8 protein-coding genes and 2 pseudogenes are annotated in these 18,646 nt (G+C 64.9%); 6 read left to right on the plus strand and 4 right to left on the minus strand.

Translation table 11 applies throughout. The annotated features are described in order from the left end of the window. Positions 1 to 14 precede the first annotated feature (14 nt). The 4 genes from HHL14_RS09195 to HHL14_RS09210 form a co-directional block, all read right to left on the minus strand. On the minus strand, positions 15 to 1,190 hold the full coding sequence (locus HHL14_RS09195; protein ID WP_169497293.1) for an ABC transporter substrate-binding protein: 1,176 nt from the start codon (positions 1,188 to 1,190) through the stop codon (positions 15 to 17). A gap of 1,010 nt (positions 1,191 to 2,200) precedes the next feature. After that, the gene (locus tag HHL14_RS09200) at positions 2,201 to 3,163 is read right to left on the minus strand and encodes a Gfo/Idh/MocA family oxidoreductase (protein ID WP_169497294.1); all 963 of its coding nucleotides are present in this window, start codon (positions 3,161 to 3,163) and stop codon (positions 2,201 to 2,203) included. Positions 3,164 to 3,268: 105 nt separating this feature from the next. Continuing rightward, a complete protein-coding gene (locus HHL14_RS09205) occupies positions 3,269 to 4,564 on the minus strand; it encodes an RNA polymerase sigma factor (protein ID WP_169497295.1) in 1,296 nt (431 codons plus the stop codon). 38 nt (positions 4,565 to 4,602) lie between these two features. Then, on the minus strand, positions 4,603 to 4,974 hold the full coding sequence (locus HHL14_RS09210) for a YciI family protein (protein ID WP_169497296.1): 372 nt from the start codon (positions 4,972 to 4,974) through the stop codon (positions 4,603 to 4,605). A 405-nt stretch (positions 4,975 to 5,379) separates the two neighbouring features. Between HHL14_RS09210 and HHL14_RS09215 the strand changes: the two genes are divergently transcribed. The 6 genes and pseudogenes from HHL14_RS09215 to HHL14_RS34100 all read left to right on the plus strand — a co-directional run bounded on the left by HHL14_RS09215 (position 5,380) and on the right by HHL14_RS34100 (position 18,586). Further along, a complete protein-coding gene (locus HHL14_RS09215) occupies positions 5,380 to 5,559 on the plus strand; it encodes a hypothetical protein (protein ID WP_169497297.1) in 180 nt (59 codons plus the stop codon). Between the two features lie 275 nt (positions 5,560 to 5,834). Further along, on the plus strand, positions 5,835 to 6,089 hold the full coding sequence (locus HHL14_RS09220) for a hypothetical protein (protein WP_206002263.1): 255 nt from the start codon (positions 5,835 to 5,837) through the stop codon (positions 6,087 to 6,089). Positions 6,090 to 6,702: 613 nt separating this feature from the next. Then, complete coding sequence (locus HHL14_RS09225; RefSeq protein WP_169497298.1) at positions 6,703 to 8,490, plus strand: tetratricopeptide repeat protein; 1,788 nt, start codon at positions 6,703 to 6,705, stop codon at positions 8,488 to 8,490. A 961-nt stretch (positions 8,491 to 9,451) separates the two neighbouring features. After that, a pseudogene (locus HHL14_RS34090) lies at positions 9,452 to 10,153 on the plus strand (ESPR domain-containing protein); the annotation flags it as partial. 474 nt (positions 10,154 to 10,627) lie between these two features. Continuing rightward, positions 10,628 to 15,937, plus strand: a pseudogene (locus tag HHL14_RS34095) (beta strand repeat-containing protein); the annotation flags it as partial. Between the two features lie 978 nt (positions 15,938 to 16,915). Further along, a complete protein-coding gene (locus tag HHL14_RS34100) occupies positions 16,916 to 18,586 on the plus strand; it encodes a YadA family autotransporter adhesin (RefSeq protein WP_456238713.1) in 1,671 nt (556 codons plus the stop codon). Positions 18,587 to 18,646 lie beyond the last annotated feature (60 nt).

An 18,646-nucleotide genomic window follows, 5' to 3' on the forward strand; every position in this document is an offset into this window, starting at 1 on the left:
TCCTGACGCGCCGCTTACTTGATCTTGGCCGGATCCTTGACGGCCTCGATCTTGTCGAACGGCACGTTGAACAGCTGGCCGTTCACGCGTTCCGTGCGGGTGATGTAGACGTTCTGGATCATTTCGCGCGTCTGCGGATCGAGTTGCACCGGGCCGCGCGGGCTGTTCCATTTCTGGCCCTTCATCGCGGCGAGCAGTTTGTCGCCGTTGGTGTCGCCCTTGGTGGCCTGCAGCGCCGCGTAGATCACCTGCATGCCGTCATAGCCGCCGACGCTATGGAAGTTCGGGCGCAGGTTCGGGTTGGCTTTCTCGAACGCCGATACGTATGCGCGGTTCTCGGGGTTGTCGAGCGCGGCCGTGTAGTGCATCGACGTCACCGTGCCGAGCGCGACGTCGCCCATGCTGTTGAGGATGTCATCGTCGACCACGTCGCCGGTGCCGATCAGCTTGATGCCCTGTTTGGCGAGGCCGCGCTCGGCGAACTGCTTCATGAACACGGCGCCCGCGCCCGACGGCACGAAGATGAACAGCGCGTCCGGCTTCAGGTCGGCGACCTTTTGCAGGAACGGCGAGAAATCGGGATTGGCGACCGGCACGCGCAGTTGCTCGACGACGTTGCCGCCTTCGGATTCGAACACTTTCTTGAACGAGTTCTGCGCGTCGATGCCGGGACCGTAGTCGGCGACCAGCGTCACGACCTTCTTGATGCCGTTCTTCGGTGCCCAGCGGGCGATGCCCAGCGTGTTTTGCGGCAGCGTGAAGCCGGTGCGCACGATATACGGCGACTGCTCGGTGATCATCGCGGTGGCCGCGGCCATCACGATCATCGGCACCTTGGCCTGGGTCGCGAGCGGCGCGGCGGCGAGCGCGAGCGGCGTCAGGCCGAAGCCGGCCAGCACGGCGACGTGATCCTTGACGATCAGCTCCTGCGCGAGACGCTTGGTGGTGTCCGGGACGTTGGTGTCGTCCTTCAGAATGATCTGGATTTTCTTGCCGGCGACGGTGTCGCCATGCTGAGCCATATACAGCTTGACCGCCGCGTCGATCTGCCGGCCGGTGGACGCGAACGGACCGCTCATCGGTACGATCAGGCCGATCTTGACGACATCGTCCGCATGGGCGAGCACGCTCGAACCCGCCAGCATCAGTGCGGCCGCGGCCTTCAGCAAAGTGCGCTTGTTGATTTCCATCAGGTCTCCTGGCTAATAAATATCACGTCACAACGATTGAAAATCGGACCCCGGGGTTCATTGTTCTCGCGTGGTGTCGGTGGGGGCCGGCGTAATGGTGCGGTTTCTGGTGCGCGATTCGATGCGTGAACCCGAAGCCGGGGGCACGGCGGGTCGATAGGTTGCTGCGCACGCGCGACGAGCCGGGCTATGTCCAGTCCACGCGCGGTGATAGATCGTGTCGGCTGTTCTCGCGGCGAGCGCGTGAGGGTCGGACGGGGCCATCGTGGGAGTCGTCGCGCTGTCGATAGGTCAGGGGCGGGCGATCCGCTCGGGCCGCACGCGCGGCTGGCCGGCGAGGCGCCGCTCGTGACCCGCTCCGCATGCGCGACCGCAGACCGGCGTGTGGCCGGCTCGGGCGGTGAACGGCTCGCTAGTCATCTCGCATCCGAACATCTGTTGTCCCCTCTGTACTTGTCGTCCTCTCTACGGAGGCCTCTCGATGATGGCCATGGCGGCGCGCCCGCTTGCGGTTGCTCCGGCGGCGCGCAGGCTGCGGTTCGCTTTTCTTCGGTACCGCTCCCGGTATGCCGATGGGACTCGCTGGTCGCCGCCGCGGCGCGTCAGGTGCCGTTCTGTGTACGAACTGCGCAGCCAGCCGCGCGCACCCCGCACGATAAGCACGCGCGGCACGGCTTGAAAGAGCGGGTTAACCACATACGTAATTTTTCTCGCGGGGAAAGGAGGGCCGCGCGTGCGCTTGGGCGCTGCCGATGCAGGCTGCTGGAGCCGCGTCGCGCAAGGCTCGCGAGCGTATCGCGAGGCGCGAAGCGGGGTTCCCGGTGACGTGGGTCGCGGTCGACCCGATAAACAGATTCGATTCCCCCGGAAAGGAATCGCAACCCCGTCAGATCGGATGCAGGCTGCGTCGCCCGGCCGTGAGAGATGGCCTGCTAATCAGGCGATCCGGCAATCCGGCGGCCATGCGGTCTGGCGATCCGCCGCATACCGCGCGACGCACGCCGCGCCCCTCACTCGCGCAACTGCGCCTCCAGCGCATGCAGCACCTCATAGCAGGGCAACACCTGGGCGACGCTCGCGTTAGGCTCGCGCCCTTCGAGGATGGCGGCGACGAACTCGCGGTCCTGCAACTCGATGCCGTTCATCGACACGTCCACCTTCGACACGTCGATCGCTGCATCGCGGCCGTCGAACAGATCGTCGTAACGCGCGACGTAGGTGCCGCTGTCGCCGATGTAGCGGAAGAACGTGCCGAGCGGCCCATCGTTATTGAACGACAGACTCAGCGTGCAGATCGCGCCGTTCGCGGCCTTCAGCTGGATCGACATATCCATCGCGATGCCGAGCGTCGGATGGATCGGCCCGGCGATCGCGTTGGCCTTCACGATCGGGCTCGCGCATTGATACGCGAACAGATCGACCGTGTGCGCGGCGTGATGCCAGAGCAGGTGATCGGTCCAGCTGCGCGGCTGGCCGAGCGCATTGATGTTGCTACGACGCAGGAAGTAGGTTTGCACGTCCATCTGCTGCAACTGAAATTCGCCGCGCGCGATGCGTTGGCGCACCCATTGATGGCTCGGATTGAAGCGGCGCGTGTGTCCGCACATCGCGACGAGGCCACTGTCGCGTTGCAGGCTCGCGACCTCCCGCGCATCCCGCAGCGAATCGGCCAGCGGGATTTCCACCTGCACGTGCTTGCCGGCTCTCAGACAGGCCAATGCCTGGTTGGCGTGAATCGGTGTGGGTGTGCAGAGGATCACCGCATCGACGTCGTCGCGGCCCAGCGCGTCGTTCAGATCGTCGCTCGCGTGGCGGATGCCGTAGCGTTGCGCGATGGCGCGGGCTTCGTCCAGGTCGTGACTCACCAGCGACGTGACTTCGGCACGGTCGATCTGGCGCAGTCCATCCAGATGCTTGAGGCCGAATGCGCCGGCTCCGACGAGCGCGATCCGGACTTTGGGGAGGCTTTTCATGAGCGAAGCGTTCTCGGTTTTTCGGTGAAGGAAGTCAGCGCAGAGTCTATGGCGCACAAGATTACCAAGGCCGCGACCGCCGCGCAGCATCGTGCGATCCCCGCGCTATTTCTGTGCCGCCACCTCCATCCGCCGACGCTGCAGGAACCGCCGCGCGGCCGGATCGCGTTCGAGGCCGATCGCGAGATCGTATGCGTCGAGCGCCTCGGCCGTGGCGCCCGCGCGTGCGAGCAGATCGGCGCGCGCGGCCCAGTACGGCTGATAGTCGGCGAGGCGCGGATCGTCCGCATACGGCGCGAGCGCATCGAGCGCCGCGCGTGGGCCGTCGCGTTCGGCCAGCGCGAGCGCGCGGTTCATCGCGACCACCGGCGACGCCGCGAGCGCGAACAGCGCATCGTAGAGCTGCACGATCTCGTCCCAGTTCACGCGACGCGTGCGGCAGCGATGCACATGCGCCGACTGCAGCGCGGCCTCCAGCTGGAAGCGACCGATCGCGTTGAACGCGCTCGCGCGCCGCAGCAGCGCGTCGGCGGCATCGATCATCGGCAGATCCCAACTCGCCGGGTTCTGCGCCGACAGCGGCACGTAGTCGCCGGCCGCATCGCGGCGGGCCGCGCGGCGCGCGTGCGCATACAGCATCAGCGCGAGCAGGCCCAGCGTCTCCGGTTCGTCAGGCAGCAGCTCGGTCAGCAGTTGCGCGAGAAACAGCGCTTCGCCGGTCAGATCGCGTCGCTCGACATCGTCGCCGAGCGGATCGGTCCAACCTTCCGCATACGCCGCATAGACCGCTTCGAGCACGGCGGCGAGCCGCTCGGGCCACGCTTCGCGCTCGGGCACGCTGAACGGAATGGCCGCCGCGCGGATCTTGTGCTTGGCGCGCACGAGGCGCTTGCCGATCGCGGCGGGCGACATCCGGAACGCCGACGCGATCGTCTTCGCGTCGAGTCCGAGCACGACCTGCAGCATCAGCGGCGTGCGGATCGCGGGTTCGAGCGCCGGGTGCGTGCAGGCGAACAGCAGCGCAAGCCGCTGATCGGGCAGCGCGCCGGCGTCGTGTTCGTCGATTTCATCGACGAGAATCGCGAGCTGGTTCGCGACCTCGTCGCCGGTTTGCCGATGACGCGCGCCGTCGATCGCACGGCGGCGCGCCACCGTCAGCAGCCACGCTTCCGGGTTCGCGGGGCAGCCGCGCGCCGGCCAGTCGGCCAGCGCGGTCGCGAACGCATCGGCGAGCGCGTCTTCGGCCGCGGCGACGTCGCGCGTGCGCATCGCCAGCAGCGCGACGAGCTTGCCGTAGCTGCGGCGCGCGACCGCCTCCGTGACGGCATGTGCGGCGCGGTCGGCGGCGTTGGCGTCGGTGTTGGCGCGATCGGCGTCGGGCGCGGCGGCGGGCTGCGTCATCGGGCTTGGCCGGCTATCTGGCTATGCGGCTAGGCGGCTTATCCGGCGGAACGCGCTTCGTAGGGCGCGCTCCATACCGGGCGGACTTCCATCTGGCCGTGCGCCGCTCCAGGACAACGAGATGCCCACGCGATCGCCGCGTCGAGGTTGGGCACCTCGATCAGGTAGTAGCCGGCAAGCTGCTCCTTCGAGTCGGAAAACGGTCCGTCGAGCACCTGCGGCTTGCCGTCGACGAGTCGCACCGTGGTCGCGGTGCCGCTATGCTGCAGCCGGTTGGCACCGACCAGCGCGCCCGCTTTCTGCAACGCCTCGGTGTACGCGTGATACGCGGCGACGCCTTGTTGCCGCTCGCTGTCGGTCATCTGGTTCCAGCGGGTTTCTTCCGAATAGATCATCAACAGGTATTGCATGTGAGCCTCCGTCATGGGGTGAGGCGGTGAACGATATCGGTCCGCCACTTCAATGACGCGCGGGCCGCGTGTCGATGGACAGGGTATCGAAAAAAATTTCGGGCGGCGTGGTTGGGGATGGCTTGGCGTTGCGTGAACTGGGCGTTATACGAACCGGATGAGCTGCACGAACCTCATGAGCCGCGAGTCGACGCACTCATGGTAGTGCATTGAGCGGAGTGCAGGGCGGGGAGAGCACGGCGAGGAAAGCGCGGCGCGCGCCGACGGCGCAGGCGGGGCGAACCAGCGGGATGCGCGGGATCGGCGGAACTGCCCACGCGCCGCCCCCGACCAGTTACTTTCGGACACACTTCGTTGCGGATCGGAATATGGCCGCCTTCTACAATCGACACACGGAGAAAAAGCATGATCAAAATTTTGTGTGTCGCCGCTCTTGCGGCCAGTCTGTCCGGATGTATCGTCGCGCCGCCGTATGGCTATGCGCCCGCGCCGGCCTACGGTTATGCGCCGACGTATTACGCGGCGCCGGTCGTCGATGTCGGAGTCGGCTTCGGTGGCGGTTACGGACGCGGCTGGCGTCGATAAATCGCGCGGGCCATCGCGGGCCTGCCTGGTGCGTTCGACGTGCGCGTCGTGGCGGAGCTTTGTGCTTGAGCGGGATTGAGCCAGATTGAGCCCGCTTCAGCCTCATCGACGCGCGGCGATTCCGGTCGCCGCCTATTCATCCGCCCTTATCGTTCCCGTCTTCGGCTTTGCCATTCCGCTAACGGTGCATGGAGCCCCGAAGCCTTCTTCGCGCAGGCCGTCCCACGAACCGTGAGCGTGACGGGAACGGCATCGCTGATCCAGGGAGAATCAACATGATAAAAAGGACGCGCGTTTCGCTCGTGCTGCTTGTACTGACCGCACTGAGTCCGCTCGCTCACGCGAGCGTGGCGAGCGGCGCCCATACCTTCAAGAACGACGTGAAGACCGCCGGTCGGAACACCGGCCATGCGGTGCGCGATGCCACGCACGCGGTCGGTCATGGCGTGAAATCGGCGGGGCACGCGGTGGCCGACGCGACCCGGCACGGCTATCACGCGACGAAAAAATTCGTGACCGGGCATGCCTGACGTGCGTGATGCGGACGTCGGGTGTGCGACTTGAGGTCTCTGCTCGACCAGAGCCATTCGCGTGGCGCTCGCGCGAGCGCGACGATCGGCATGCCGAACTGGCCGGTGCCGAGTTCGGCGTGGCCGATGCCTCGGCCTTGATGATGGGCGGCGCAACGGAGGCCATCGCTAGCGAGTCGAAGCCGTCGATCGCGACGCCTATGCCGACCTGCGCGAGAATTCCGGGCTGGAATCGGCTCGACGGCGGGGCCTCCGCTGGCCCACGGCCGTACGCGCTTCGAGATGCTCGGCTTTTAACTCGAAGGTGACGGGCAGTGGCGTCTCACGGGTCATACGCCGCGTCAGTGGCCAGACGCCGCTTCGAGCCGGACGCAAATCACTATGCCGTAAGCGCAGGCCGTAGACCACATCGTTAGCGGTTTGCGCAACTGTGGCGCGAGTGCTCGAAGCGTCGAATGGGAGGCGACAAGGCGACGGCCGACCGGACAGACCCGCAACAGTCCCATAGCAGACCGGCGGCATCGTGCAGAATGCTGTGATTCGGGCCGACGCCTTTACGCTGCCGCCACCGGCGCACGGGCCATAGCCTCGTCCAACCTCTTTCCTGCCTGCGATGACAGCATCCGATACACCGTTCTCGCGCCTCCAGCGTCGCCTCGCGCGAGGCGATCTGATCGCCGCGTCCCACGAGATTGCCGACTGGATGAAACGTCAGCCCGCCGATGCCGGCGCGTTGACCGCGCATGCCATCGTGCTGCGCGTGCTGGGCCGTTATCCGGAGGCGGCCGCGGCACTCGAATGCGCCGTTGCGATCGCTCCGGAGTTCGCGCCGACGCTGGTCGAGCTGGCCCGCCTCGCGCGTCGCGACGGCCGGTTCGAGCAGGCCCTTGCATGGTACGAGCAGGCCCATCGCCACGCGCCCGACGAAACCGGCTGGTTCGAGGAGTGGTGCGAACTGCTGACGCGACTCGGACGCGCCGACTATGCTGCCGAAGTCGCGAGCGGCTGGTGCGAGCGGGAGCCGGCCTCGCCGCAAGCCTGGTTTCTGCTCGCACTGATCAGTCAGCAACGCGGTGCGTTGACGGCCGCGCTGGACGCCTATCAACGCGTCCGTGCGCTCGACCCGGATTATCCGATGCTGAGCAACAATCTGTCCGCGTTGCATATTTCGCTCGGCGATCACAAAGCCGCGCTGCGCTTTTGTGAGGACGCGATTCGTCGCGAGCCGAACTCCGCGTTGCCGTGGATCAATGCGGCGACCGCGTGGTTGCGGCGACGGCAACCGGAGAACGCGCTGCTCGCCGCGCAAAGGGCCTGCACGCTGTCGCCGGGTTCTGGGTCGGCGCTGCTTGCGCTGAGCAATACGCTGAAGGAGCTGCAGCGCCACGACGAAGCGTTGCAAGTCGTCACGCGGGCCGCGCAGATGGCGCCCAACGATGCCAAGGTGCAATGGTCGATCGCGATGCTGCAATTGCTGTTCGGCGACTATCCCCATGGCTGGTTGAATCACGAGGCGCGCTGGGCCGGTTCGCCTGAGTTGGAGCGAGCGTCGCAACCCGGCGACGACAGAAAATGGCGCGGCGAGAATCTGGCCGGCAAGACGCTGCTTGTGTGGGGCGAGCAGGGCTTCGGCGATGCGATCCAGTACGTGCGCTTCGTGCAGCAGATCGCCGCGCGAGTGCGCAGCGAGGGCGGCGATTTGACGTACTGCTGTTTTGCGCCGCTGCTGGCGTTGTTCGAGCGCATGCTTACACCGTATGGCGTGCGGGTGCTGCCCGAGGACATGCAGCCGTGGCCGCGGTTCGATTTTCATCTGTCGGTGGGCAGTCTGCCGTTGGCGCTGGGCTGCACGCTCGACACGTTGCCGGCGCCGCGGCGCTACCTCGAACCCGATCCGGCGAAGCTGGCGACGTGGCGCAACCGCCTGTCGAGGGACCGACGACTCAAGGTCGGGCTCGTGTGGAGCGGCAGTCGCACGCATCAGCGCAATCCGCTGCGCTCGGTGCCGCCCGCGTCATATGCGCAGACCTTTGCCGACCTGCCGGAGGTCGCGTTCTACAGCCTGCAAATCGATGGTGTGGCCGAGGTCCGCGAGATGGCCTCGGCCGGTCTGTCGTTGACGGATTACACTGGGGAACTCCACTCGTTCGACGACACGGCCGCGCTGATCGGCAATCTCGATGTCGTGATTACGGTCTGCACATCGCTCGCGCATCTATGCGGTGCGCTTGGCGTGCGCACGTGGTTGCTGCTCGACATCAATCCGCACTGGGCATGGATGCTGGCGCGTCGCGACAGTGCATGGTATCCGTCGTTGACGCTTTACCGGCAACAGCAGTACGAGGACTGGTCGCCGGTGCTGGCGCAGGTGCGCGCCGATCTGCTCGGGCTGCTGCCTTAGTCGCGCGTGCATGGGGCGCGTCGGGTCGGGTCGAGTCGCGCTGCGGCGGCGCAGCCATCCAGCAAGATCGTTAGCTATCCTGTCGATGATCGGCGTTCAGTCGTCGGGCTGCGGCTGCCGGTATAGACGCGCGACGCCGGGATACCACGGCGAATCGCCGCGCTCCTGCAACTATTTTCGCGCGATCGCGTTGGCGAGAAGCTCGCCCGGTACGCGGATTGCCGGAGGAGCAGCCTCCTGGAGGGCACCGGCAGACCATCCTGGATCTTGCGCGCAATGGGTCTGCGCTCAGGGGTTTCTTATCGCGGGCTATTCATAAGAATCCAGGCAAGCCTACCCGATCCCAAGCCGATGACGTGTGCCGCGTGCCGGCACGCGTGAGTGCGGTGTCTGCCGCGATGACGATGTGCTGACCATCAAATCGGTTCGCCTGCGCGGCGCGCATTTTCGCGCTTTAGCCGTTTTCTTTCTAGGGGAATTCCTAATTAAACGCGATGAAATGCGCGCTCACGACCTTGGCGTTCCGTTTCAATCACCTTATTCAAACAGGCGTCCAGTTTTTTAGAGCGGGGACTCGAAAATTTTATTGGCAACCGAGTGGCGAGATGACCGGCGGGGGTATTTTTTTTGGTTGGTCTAATGAATTTGAAAGCCGGCAAAAAGGCGTGAATAGTTAAGCGAAACTTCAAATTACCGACCGAAAATCGTTAAATTTCATTAAATGTCGGTTTCAATAGGAAAAACATTATATTTTTCAATGACTTATCGCATTGAGAATTTGACGATATTTGACAAATTAGTTATCTCAAATTTGCATTGTTTGGCAGTTTGAAAAAACTACCGACCATAGAATTCGTTCATCCGATCAAGCGCGTTCGATTCCGGTTCATATGATGGATCGGGAATTATTCTGAAAGAGACCTTCGGATCGATTAAGCGCGCACTTTAATAGAGATGTGTGATGAATAAGACATACCGCTCCATCTGGAACGAAGCGCTCGGCGCGTGGGTTGCCGCATCCGAGCTCGACTCCGCGCGCGGCAAGCCCAATCGTTCGGCAGTCGCCGCGAAGGGCGAGCGCGCCGGACCGAGCGTCGGCCTGCGTCTTCGTGTCATGAGTGCGCTTGTCGCGCTTGCGGCAGTGGGCGGGTATGCGTCGCCTGCCTATGCGGGCTACGGGATTTTCATCAATGACGGCACCGACGCCGCCTGTACCTGGACTTTCGACGCCGCTGGTGTATCGGTGATGGGCAACTACGGCGGCAGCAATCCGACGCCGCTCGGAGCGAACTCGATGTCGCTCGGCGGCCTGGGCGCTGCGACACCGGTGCCGACGGTCACGAACCTCGGCGGAGCGGCCTCGACGATGTGCGTCAGCACCGACAAGGCAACCCAAACCAACCGGGCGCTCTTTTACGGACCGTCGAGCGGTGTCGGGTCGAACTCGCTGTCGCTTGGCGGCGAGTTGTATGTGAACAGCGGCAATCTCGGTCTGGGCGGCGGCTCGTCGACGGGCGCGATGCGCATCGGCAGTACGGCGACGCTGGCGGGCACGAGCGGCAGCAATGCGATTGCAATTGGCGCGGGCGCGGGCGCGACTGCAAGCGGTGATAACTCCATTGCGGTGGGCACCGGCGCGGCGGCAAGCGCAGCCGGGGACGTCGCTGTCGGGGAAGGCGCGTCGGCGCAGGGTGGAACTGCCTTCTCAGCGACCGCCGTGGGTTTTGGTGCGAAGGCCAATGGCCAGGATGCGTCCGCGTTCGGCAATACGTCGCGTGCGGTAGCGAACTATGCGAGCGCGTTCGGCAACTTCTCGTCGGCATCGGGGGCTAACTCGGTGGCCTTCGGGAATGCCGCGACTGCGTCCAATGCGGCAGCGACTTCTATCGGCAATTTCGCGACGGCGTCCGGGGTCGATTCCACAGCCATCGGGACGGGGGGGCAGTCGGGGACTTATGTCGGCCCGATTGCGTCGGGTGCGGGCGCCACGGCAATCGGCGGCAACACGACGGTTGGCGCTGCCGCGGCTGCGTCCGACGCGATTGCAATCGGTGGACAGTCTTCCGTGGCAAGCGCGGCAACCTCGGGTATCGCGATTGGCCGTGGGGCAGCGACGACGGCCGCCTACGGTGTTGCCATGGGCGATGCGGCCAATGCGAGTGTTGCCGGATCGGTTGCCCTGGGCCAGAACGCGACGACGACGTCGACGCTGTCGGCGGTGACCGGCGGTACGGGAACGGTCAGCAACGCGACGATCGGCACGACGACGTACGGCACGTTTGCAGGCACGAGCTCGTCGGCCGGTGTGGTGAGCGTCGGCAAGCCCGGCGCCGAGCGTCGGATCCAGAACGTCGCAGCCGGACAGATCAGCGCTTCCAGTACCGATGCGATCAATGGCAGCCAGTTGTATACGGTTGCGAGTACGGTCGGCTCGAGTATCGCGAGTCTGTCGAGCTCGACGTCGACGGCGGTGGGTTCGTTGTCGACCGGTGTGAGCTCGCTGTCGACCGGATTGAGCACGACGAATAGCACGGTGAGCAGCCTGTCGAGCTCGACGTCGACGGCGGTGGGTTCGTTGTCGACCGGTGTGAGCTCGCTGTCGACCGGATTGAGCACGACGAATAGCACGGTGAGCAGCCTGTCGAGCTCGACGTCGACGGCAGTGGGATCGCTGTCGACGGGCGTGAGCTCGTTGTCGACTGGTTTGAGCACGACGAATAGCACGGTGAGCAGCCTGTCGAGCTCGACGTCGACGGCAGTGGGTTCGTTGTCGACGGGTGTGAGCTCGTTGTCGACCGGTTTGAGCACGACGAATAGCAAGGTGAGCAGCCTGTCGAGCTCGACGTCGACAGCGGAGGGTTCGTTGTCGACGGGGGTGAACTCGTTGTCGACGGGTCTGAGCACGACGAATAGCACAGTGGGCAGTCTGTCGACGGGTGTGAGCTCGCTGTCGACCGGTTTGAGCACGACGAATAGCAACGTGAACAGTCTTTCGACGTCCACGTCGACGGGCCTGGCTTCGCTGTCGAGCTCGACGTCGACGACGGCCAGCTCGCTGTCGACGGGCGTGAGCTCGTTGTCGACCGGATTGAGCACGACGAATAGCAATGTGAGCAGCCTGTCGAGCTCGACGTCGACGGCGGTGGGTTCGTTGTCGACGGGTGTGAACTCGTTGTCGACTGGTTTGAGCACGACCAACAGCAATGTGAACAGCCTTTCGACGTCGACGTCGACGGGCCTGGCTTCGCTGTCGAGCTCGACGTCGACGACGGCCAGCTCGCTGTCGACGGGCGTGAGCTCGTTGTCGACCGGATTGAGCACGACGAATAGCAATGTGAGCAGCCTGTCGAGCTCGACGTCGACGGCGGTGGGTTCGTTGTCGACGGGCGTGAGTTCGCTGTCGACTGGTTTGAGCACGACGAATAGCAACGTGAACAGCCTTTCGACGTCCACGTCGACGGGCCTGGCTTCGCTGTCGAGCTCGACGTCGACGACGGCCAGCTCGCTGTCGACGGGCGTGAGTTCGCTGTCGACTGGTTTGAGCACGACGAATAGCACGGTGGGCAGCCTGTCGAGCTCGACGTCGACGGCGGTGGGTTCGCTGTCGACGGGTGTGGGCTCGTTGTCGACTGGTTTGAGCACGACGAATAGCACGGTGAACAGCCTGTCGAGCTCGACGTCGACGGCGGTGGGTTCGCTGTCGACTGGCCTCGGTTCGTTGTCGACCAGCGTGGGTTCCCTGTCGACCGGATTGAGCACGACGAACAACACGGTGAGCAGCCTGTCCAGTTCGGCGTCGACGGGCATCGCCAACTCCGTGCAATACGACAATCCGCAGCACACCAGCGTCACGCTGGGCGGCGTCGGTGCGACCACGCCGGTGACGCTCACGAACGTCGCGCCGGGCGTGAACCCGACGGATGCGGTGAACGTCAGTCAGCTGACGTCGCTGTCGTCGTCCTACTCGACGGGCGTGGGTTCGATCTCCACTTCAACGTCGACCAGCATCAGTTCGCTGTCGACGAGCTTGAGCACGACCAACAGCACGGTGGATAGCCTTTCGACGTCCACGTCGACGGGTCTGGCTTCGCTGTCGACCTCGACATCGACGACGGCCAGCTCGCTGTCGACGGGTGTGGGCTCGTTGTCGACTGGTTTGAGCACGACGAACAGCACGGTGGATAGCCTTTCGACGTCCACGTCGACGGGTCTGGTGTCGCTGTCGACCTCGACCTCGACGACGGCCAGCTCGCTCTCGACGGGTGTGGGCTCGTTGTCGACTGGTTTGAGCACGACGAACAGCACGGTGGATAGCCTTTCGACGTCCACGTCGACGGGTCTGGCTTCGCTGTCGACTTCGACGTCGACGACGGCCAGCTCGCTGTCGACGGGTGTGAGCTCGTTGTCGACTGGTTTGAGCACGACGAACAGCACAGTGGATAGCCTTTCGACGTCCACGTCGACGGGTCTGGCGTCGCTGTCGACTTCGACCTCGACGACGGCCAGCTCGCTGTCGACGGGTGTGGGCTCGTTGTCGACTGGTTTGAGCACGACGAACAGCACGGTGGATAGCCTTTCGACGTCCACGTCGACCGGTCTGGCTTCGCTGTCGACTTCGACATCGACGACGGCCAGCTCGCTGTCGACGGGTGTGGGCTCGTTGTCGACTGGTTTGAGCACGACGAACAGCACAGTGGATAGCCTTTCGACGTCCACGTCGACGGGTCTCGCCTCGCTGTCGACTTCGACGTCGACGACGGCCAGCTCGCTGTCGACGGGTGTCAGCTCGCTGTCGACCGGTCTGAGCACGACGAACAGCACGGTGGATAGTCTTTCGACGTCCACGTCGACGGGTCTGGCCTCGCTGTCGACTTCGACGTCGACGACGGCCAGCTCGCTGTCGACGGGCGTCAGCTCGCTGTCGACCGGCCTGAGCACGACGAACAGCACGGTGGATAGTCTTTCGACGTCCACGTCGACGGGTCTGGCCTCGCTGTCGACTTCGACGTCGACGACGGCCAGCTCGCTGTCGACCAGCGTCAATTCGCTGTCGACCGGCCTGAGCACGACGAACAGCACGGTAGACAGCCTCTCGACGTCCACGTCGACGGCAGTGGGTTCGCTCTCGACGGGTGTGAGCTCGTTGTCGACTGGCCTGAGCACGACGAATAGCACGGTGGATAGCCTCTCGACCTCCACGTCGACCGGTCTGGCTTCGCTGTCGACCTCGACATCGACGACGGCCAGCTCGCTGTCGACGGGCGTCAGCTCGTTGTCGACCGGCCTGAGCACGACGAACAGCACGGTGGATAGCCTTTCGACGTCCACGTCGACGGGTCTGGCGTCGCTGTCGACTTCGACCTCGACGACGGCCAGCTCGCTGTCGACGGGCGTGAGCTCGCTGTCGACTGGTTTGAGCACGACGAACAGCACAGTGGATAGCCTTTCGACGTCCACGTCGACGGGTCTCGCTTCGCTGTCGACCTCGACCTCGACGACGGCCAGCTCGCTGTCGACGGGAGTCAGCTCGTTGTCGACCGGCCTGAGCACGACGAACAGCACGGTGGATAGCCTCTCGACCTCCACGTCGACGGGGCTGGTGTCGCTGTCGACTTCGACGTCGACGACGGCCAGCTCGCTGTCGACGGGAGTCAGCTCGTTGTCGACCGGCCTGAGCACGACGAACAGCACGGTGGACAGCCTCTCGACCTCCACGTCGACGGCAGTGGGTTCGCTGTCGACGGGCGTGAACTCGCTGTCGACTGGCCTGAGCACGACCAACAGCACGGTGGATAGTCTTTCGACGTCCACGTCGACCGGTCTGGCGTCGCTGTCGACTTCGACGTCAACGACGGCCAGCTCGCTGTCGACCAGCGTCAATTCGCTGTCGACCGGCCTGAGTACGACGAACAGCACGGTAGATAGCCTTTCGACGTCTACGTCGACCGGTCTGGCGTCGCTGTCGACCTCGACGTCAACGACGGCCAGCTCGCTGTCGACGGGTGTCAGCTCGCTGTCGACCGGTCTGAGTACGACCAACAGCACGGTGGACAGCCTCTCGACGTCCACGTCGACGGCAGTGGGTTCGCTCTCGACGGGTGTGAGCTCGTTGTCGACTGGCCTGAGCACGACGAACAGCACGGTAGACAGCCTCTCGACGTCCACGTCGACGGCAGTGGGTTCGCTCTCGACGGGCGTGAACTCGCTGTCGACTGGCCTGAGCACGACCAACAGCACGGTGGATAGCCTCTCGACCTCCACGTCGACCGGTCTGGCTTCGCTGTCGACCTCGACATCGACGACGGCCAGCTCGCTGTCGACCAGCGTCAATTCGCTGTCGACCGGCCTGAGCACGACCAACAGCACGGTGGATAGCCTCTCGACGTCCACGTCGACGGGTCTGGCGTCGCTGTCGACTTCGACGTCGACGACGGCTAGCTCGCTGTCGACGGGCGTCAGCTCGTTGTCGACCGGCCTGAGCACGACCAACAGCACGGTGGACAGCCTCTCGACCTCCACGTCGACGGCAGTGGGTTCGCTGTCGACGGGCGTGAACTCGCTGTCGACTGGCCTGAGCACGACGAACAGCACGGTGGATAGTCTTTCGACGTCCACGTCGACGGGTCTGGCGTCGCTGTCGACTTCGACGTCGACGACGGCCAGCTCGCTGTCGACCAGCGTCAATTCGCTGTCGACCGGCCTGAGCACGACCAACAGCACGGTGGATAGCCTCTCGACGTCCACGTCGACGGCAGTGGGTTCGCTCTCGACGGGCGTGAACTCGCTGTCGACTGGCCTGAGCACGACCAACAGCACGGTGGACAGCCTCTCGACCTCCACGTCGACGGGTCTGGCCTCGCTGTCGACCTCGACGTCGACGACGGCCAGCTCGCTGTCGACCAGCGTCAATTCGCTGTCGACTGGCCTGAGCACGACCAACAGCACGGTGGATAGCCTCTCGACGTCCACGTCGACGGGGCTGGCGTCGCTGTCGACTTCGACGTCGACGACGGCCAGCTCGCTGTCGACGGGCGTCAGCTCGTTGTCGACCGGCCTGAGCACGACGAACAGCACAGTGGACAGCCTCTCGACCTCCACGTCGACGGCAGTGGGTTCGCTGTCGACGGGCGTGAACTCGCTGTCGACTGGCCTGAGCACGACCAACAGCACGGTGGATAGCCTCTCGACCTCCACGTCGACCGGTCTGGCTTCGCTGTCGACCTCGACATCGACGACGGCCAGCTCGCTGTCGACCAGCGTCAATTCGCTGTCGACCGGTCTGAGCACGACGAACAGCACAGTGGACAGCCTCTCGACGTCCACGTCGACGGCAGTGGGTTCGCTCTCGACGGGTGTGAGCTCGTTGTCGACTGGCCTGAGCACGACCAACAGCACGGTGGATAGCCTCTCGACCTCCACGTCGACCGGTCTGGCTTCGCTGTCGACCTCGACGTCAACGACGGCCAGCTCGCTGTCGACCAGCGTCAATTCGCTGTCGACCGGTCTGAGCACGACGAACAGCACGGTAGACAGCCTCTCGACGTCCACGTCGACGGCGGTGGGTTCGCTCTCGACGGGTGTGAGCTCGTTGTCGACTGGCCTGAGTACGACGAACAGCACGGTAGATAGCCTTTCGACGTCTACGTCGACCGGTCTGGCTTCGCTGTCGACCTCGACGTCAACGACGGCCAGCTCGCTGTCGACCGGTCTGAGCACGACGAACAGCACGGTGGATAGTCTTTCGACGTCCACGTCGACGGGTCTGGCCTCGCTGTCGACCTCGACGTCAACGACGGCCAGCTCGCTGTCGACCAGCGTCAATTCGCTGTCGACGGGCCTGAGCACGACCAACAGCACGGTAGACAGCCTCTCGACGTCCACGTCGACGGCGGTGGGTTCGCTGTCGACCGGCGTCAGCTCGTTGTCGACCGGCCTGAGCACGACCAACAGCACGGTAGACAGCCTCTCGACGTCCACGTCGACGGCAGTGGGTTCGCTGTCGACGGGTGTCAGCTCGTTGTCGACCGGCCTGAGCACGACGAACAGCACGGTGGACAGCCTCTCGACGTCCACCTCGACGGGTCTGGCTTCACTGTCGACCTCAACCTCGACCACAGCCAGCTCGCTGTCGACCGGCGTCGTCTCGCTGTCCACCGGCCTGAGCACGACGAACAGCACGATGACCAGCCTGTCCACGTCGACCTCGACTGGCCTGAGCTCGCTGTCCACGGGTCTGAGCACGACCAACAGCACCGTAGATAGCCTCTCGAGCTCGACCTCGACCGGCCTGAGCTCGCTGTCGACCGGCGTCAGCTCGTTGTCCACCGGCCTGAGCACGACCAACAGCACGGTAGACAGCCTCTCGACGTCGACCTCGACCGGCCTGGCCTCACTGTCGACCTCGACGTCGACGACAGCCAGCTCGTTGTCGACCAGCGTCAATTCGCTGTCGACCGGTCTGAGCACGACCAACAGCACGGTAGACAGTCTCTCGACGTCCACCTCGACGGGGCTGGCCTCGCTGTCCACGTCGACCTCGACCGGCATCAGTTCGCTGTCCACCGGCATCGACTCCCTGTCGACCGGCGTCAGCTCGCTGTCCACCGGCCTGAGCACGACGAACAGCACGATCGACAGCCTCTCGACGTCGACTTCGACCAGCCTCACGTCGCTGTCGACCGGCATCGGTTCGCTGTCCACCGGCCTCAGCACGACGTTCAGCAATGTTGCGTCGCTGTCGACCGGGCTCGCCAATTCGGTGCAGTACGACAACCCGCAGCACACCAGCGTCACGCTCGGCGGTGCCGGCGCGACTGCGCCGGTGACGCTGACCAACGTCGCGGCGGGCGTCAACCCGACCGACGCGGTGAACTTCGGGCAACTGACTTCGCTGTCCACCTCGACGGTCTCGGGCCTCAGCTCGCTGTCGACCGGTCTGGTCACGACCAACAGCACGTTGAATTCGCTGTCGACGTCGACCTCGACGGGCCTCGGCTCGCTGTCGACGAGCATCGCGACCACGAACAGCAACGTCAACTCGCTGTCGACCAGCATCGCGACGACCAACAGCAACGTCAGCATGCTGTCGACCGGCATCGCCAACGGCACTGTGGGTCTGGTGCAGCAGGTCGGCGGCGCGCCGGGCAATGGCGCGATTACGGTCGGTGCGAGCACCGGCGGCACGGTCGTCGACTTCACCGGCACCGACGGCGCACGCAAGCTGACCGGCGTCGCGGCGGGTACCAACCCGACCGACGCGGTCAACGTGAGCCAGTTGCAGTCGGTCGCATCGGTGGCGTCGAACGCGGTGCAGTACGACAACGCGAACCACACCAGCGTGACGCTCGGCGGCACCGGCGCCACCTCGGCCGTCGCGCTGACCAACGTCGCGGCCGGCACGGTCAGCTCGACCAGCACCGACGCGATCAACGGCAGCCAGCTGTATCAGCTCGAAAGCCAGTTTGGCGCGCTGGTCACCCAGATGACACCGGCGATGCTGTCGGAAGAGGTCAGCTCGAAGTACGTCGCGGTGAATTCGACCGGCAGTGCGGCGGTCGCGTCGGGCACCGAATCGGTGTCGATCGGCGGCAACTCGCAGGCGAGCGGCACCAATGCGGTGGCGCTCGGCTCGGGGTCGCAGGCCACGGCGAACAACGCGACGGCGATCGGGGCGAACGCGGTGGTGTCGGCGACGAACTCGGTCGCGATCGGCGCGGGTTCGGTCGCGAGCCAGGCCAACACGGTGTCGGTGGGCTCGGTCGGCAACGAGCGGACCATTAGCAACGTGGCGCCAGGCGTGAACCCCACCGATGCTGCAAACGTTGCGCAGTTGCAGGGCGTACAGCAGAATATCGACAATGTTGCACGCAACGCCTACTCGGGTATCGCGATGGCCGGTGCGCTGGCCGGGCTGCCGCAGGTGGAACAGGGCAAGACGTTCCAGCTGGGCGCCGGTGTCGGTAACTACGGCGGCTATACCGCGCTGGCCGTGGGCGGCAGCGCCCGCGTCACCGAGAACACCATCGTCAAGATGGGCGTGAGCGCGACGAACGGCAGCAAGCTGCTGATCAACGCCGGCGTCGGGTATTCCTGGTAAGCGGCACGCGGCGAGGCAGACGCGGCGCGGTTTGCCTCGCGGTGCAGGACAAAGGCAGGC

Source organism: Paraburkholderia antibiotica, from assembly GCF_012927125.1.
Lineage (GTDB): Bacteria > Pseudomonadota > Gammaproteobacteria > Burkholderiales > Burkholderiaceae > Paraburkholderia > Paraburkholderia antibiotica.

Coding starts and splice junctions, on each gene's coding strand:
- HHL14_RS09195 (WP_169497293.1), bottom strand. CDS start 1,190: ATGGAAATCAACAAGCGCACTTTGCTGAAGGCCGCGGCCGCACTGATG.
- HHL14_RS09200 (WP_169497294.1), bottom strand. CDS start 3,163: ATGAAAAGCCTCCCCAAAGTCCGGATCGCGCTCGTCGGAGCCGGCGCA.
- HHL14_RS09205 (WP_169497295.1), bottom strand. CDS start 4,564: ATGACGCAGCCCGCCGCCGCGCCCGACGCCGATCGCGCCAACACCGAC.
- HHL14_RS09210 (WP_169497296.1), bottom strand. CDS start 4,974: ATGCAATACCTGTTGATGATCTATTCGGAAGAAACCCGCTGGAACCAG.
- HHL14_RS09215 (WP_169497297.1), top strand. CDS start 5,380: ATGATCAAAATTTTGTGTGTCGCCGCTCTTGCGGCCAGTCTGTCCGGA.
- HHL14_RS09220 (WP_206002263.1), top strand. CDS start 5,835: ATGATAAAAAGGACGCGCGTTTCGCTCGTGCTGCTTGTACTGACCGCA.
- HHL14_RS09225 (WP_169497298.1), top strand. CDS start 6,703: ATGACAGCATCCGATACACCGTTCTCGCGCCTCCAGCGTCGCCTCGCG.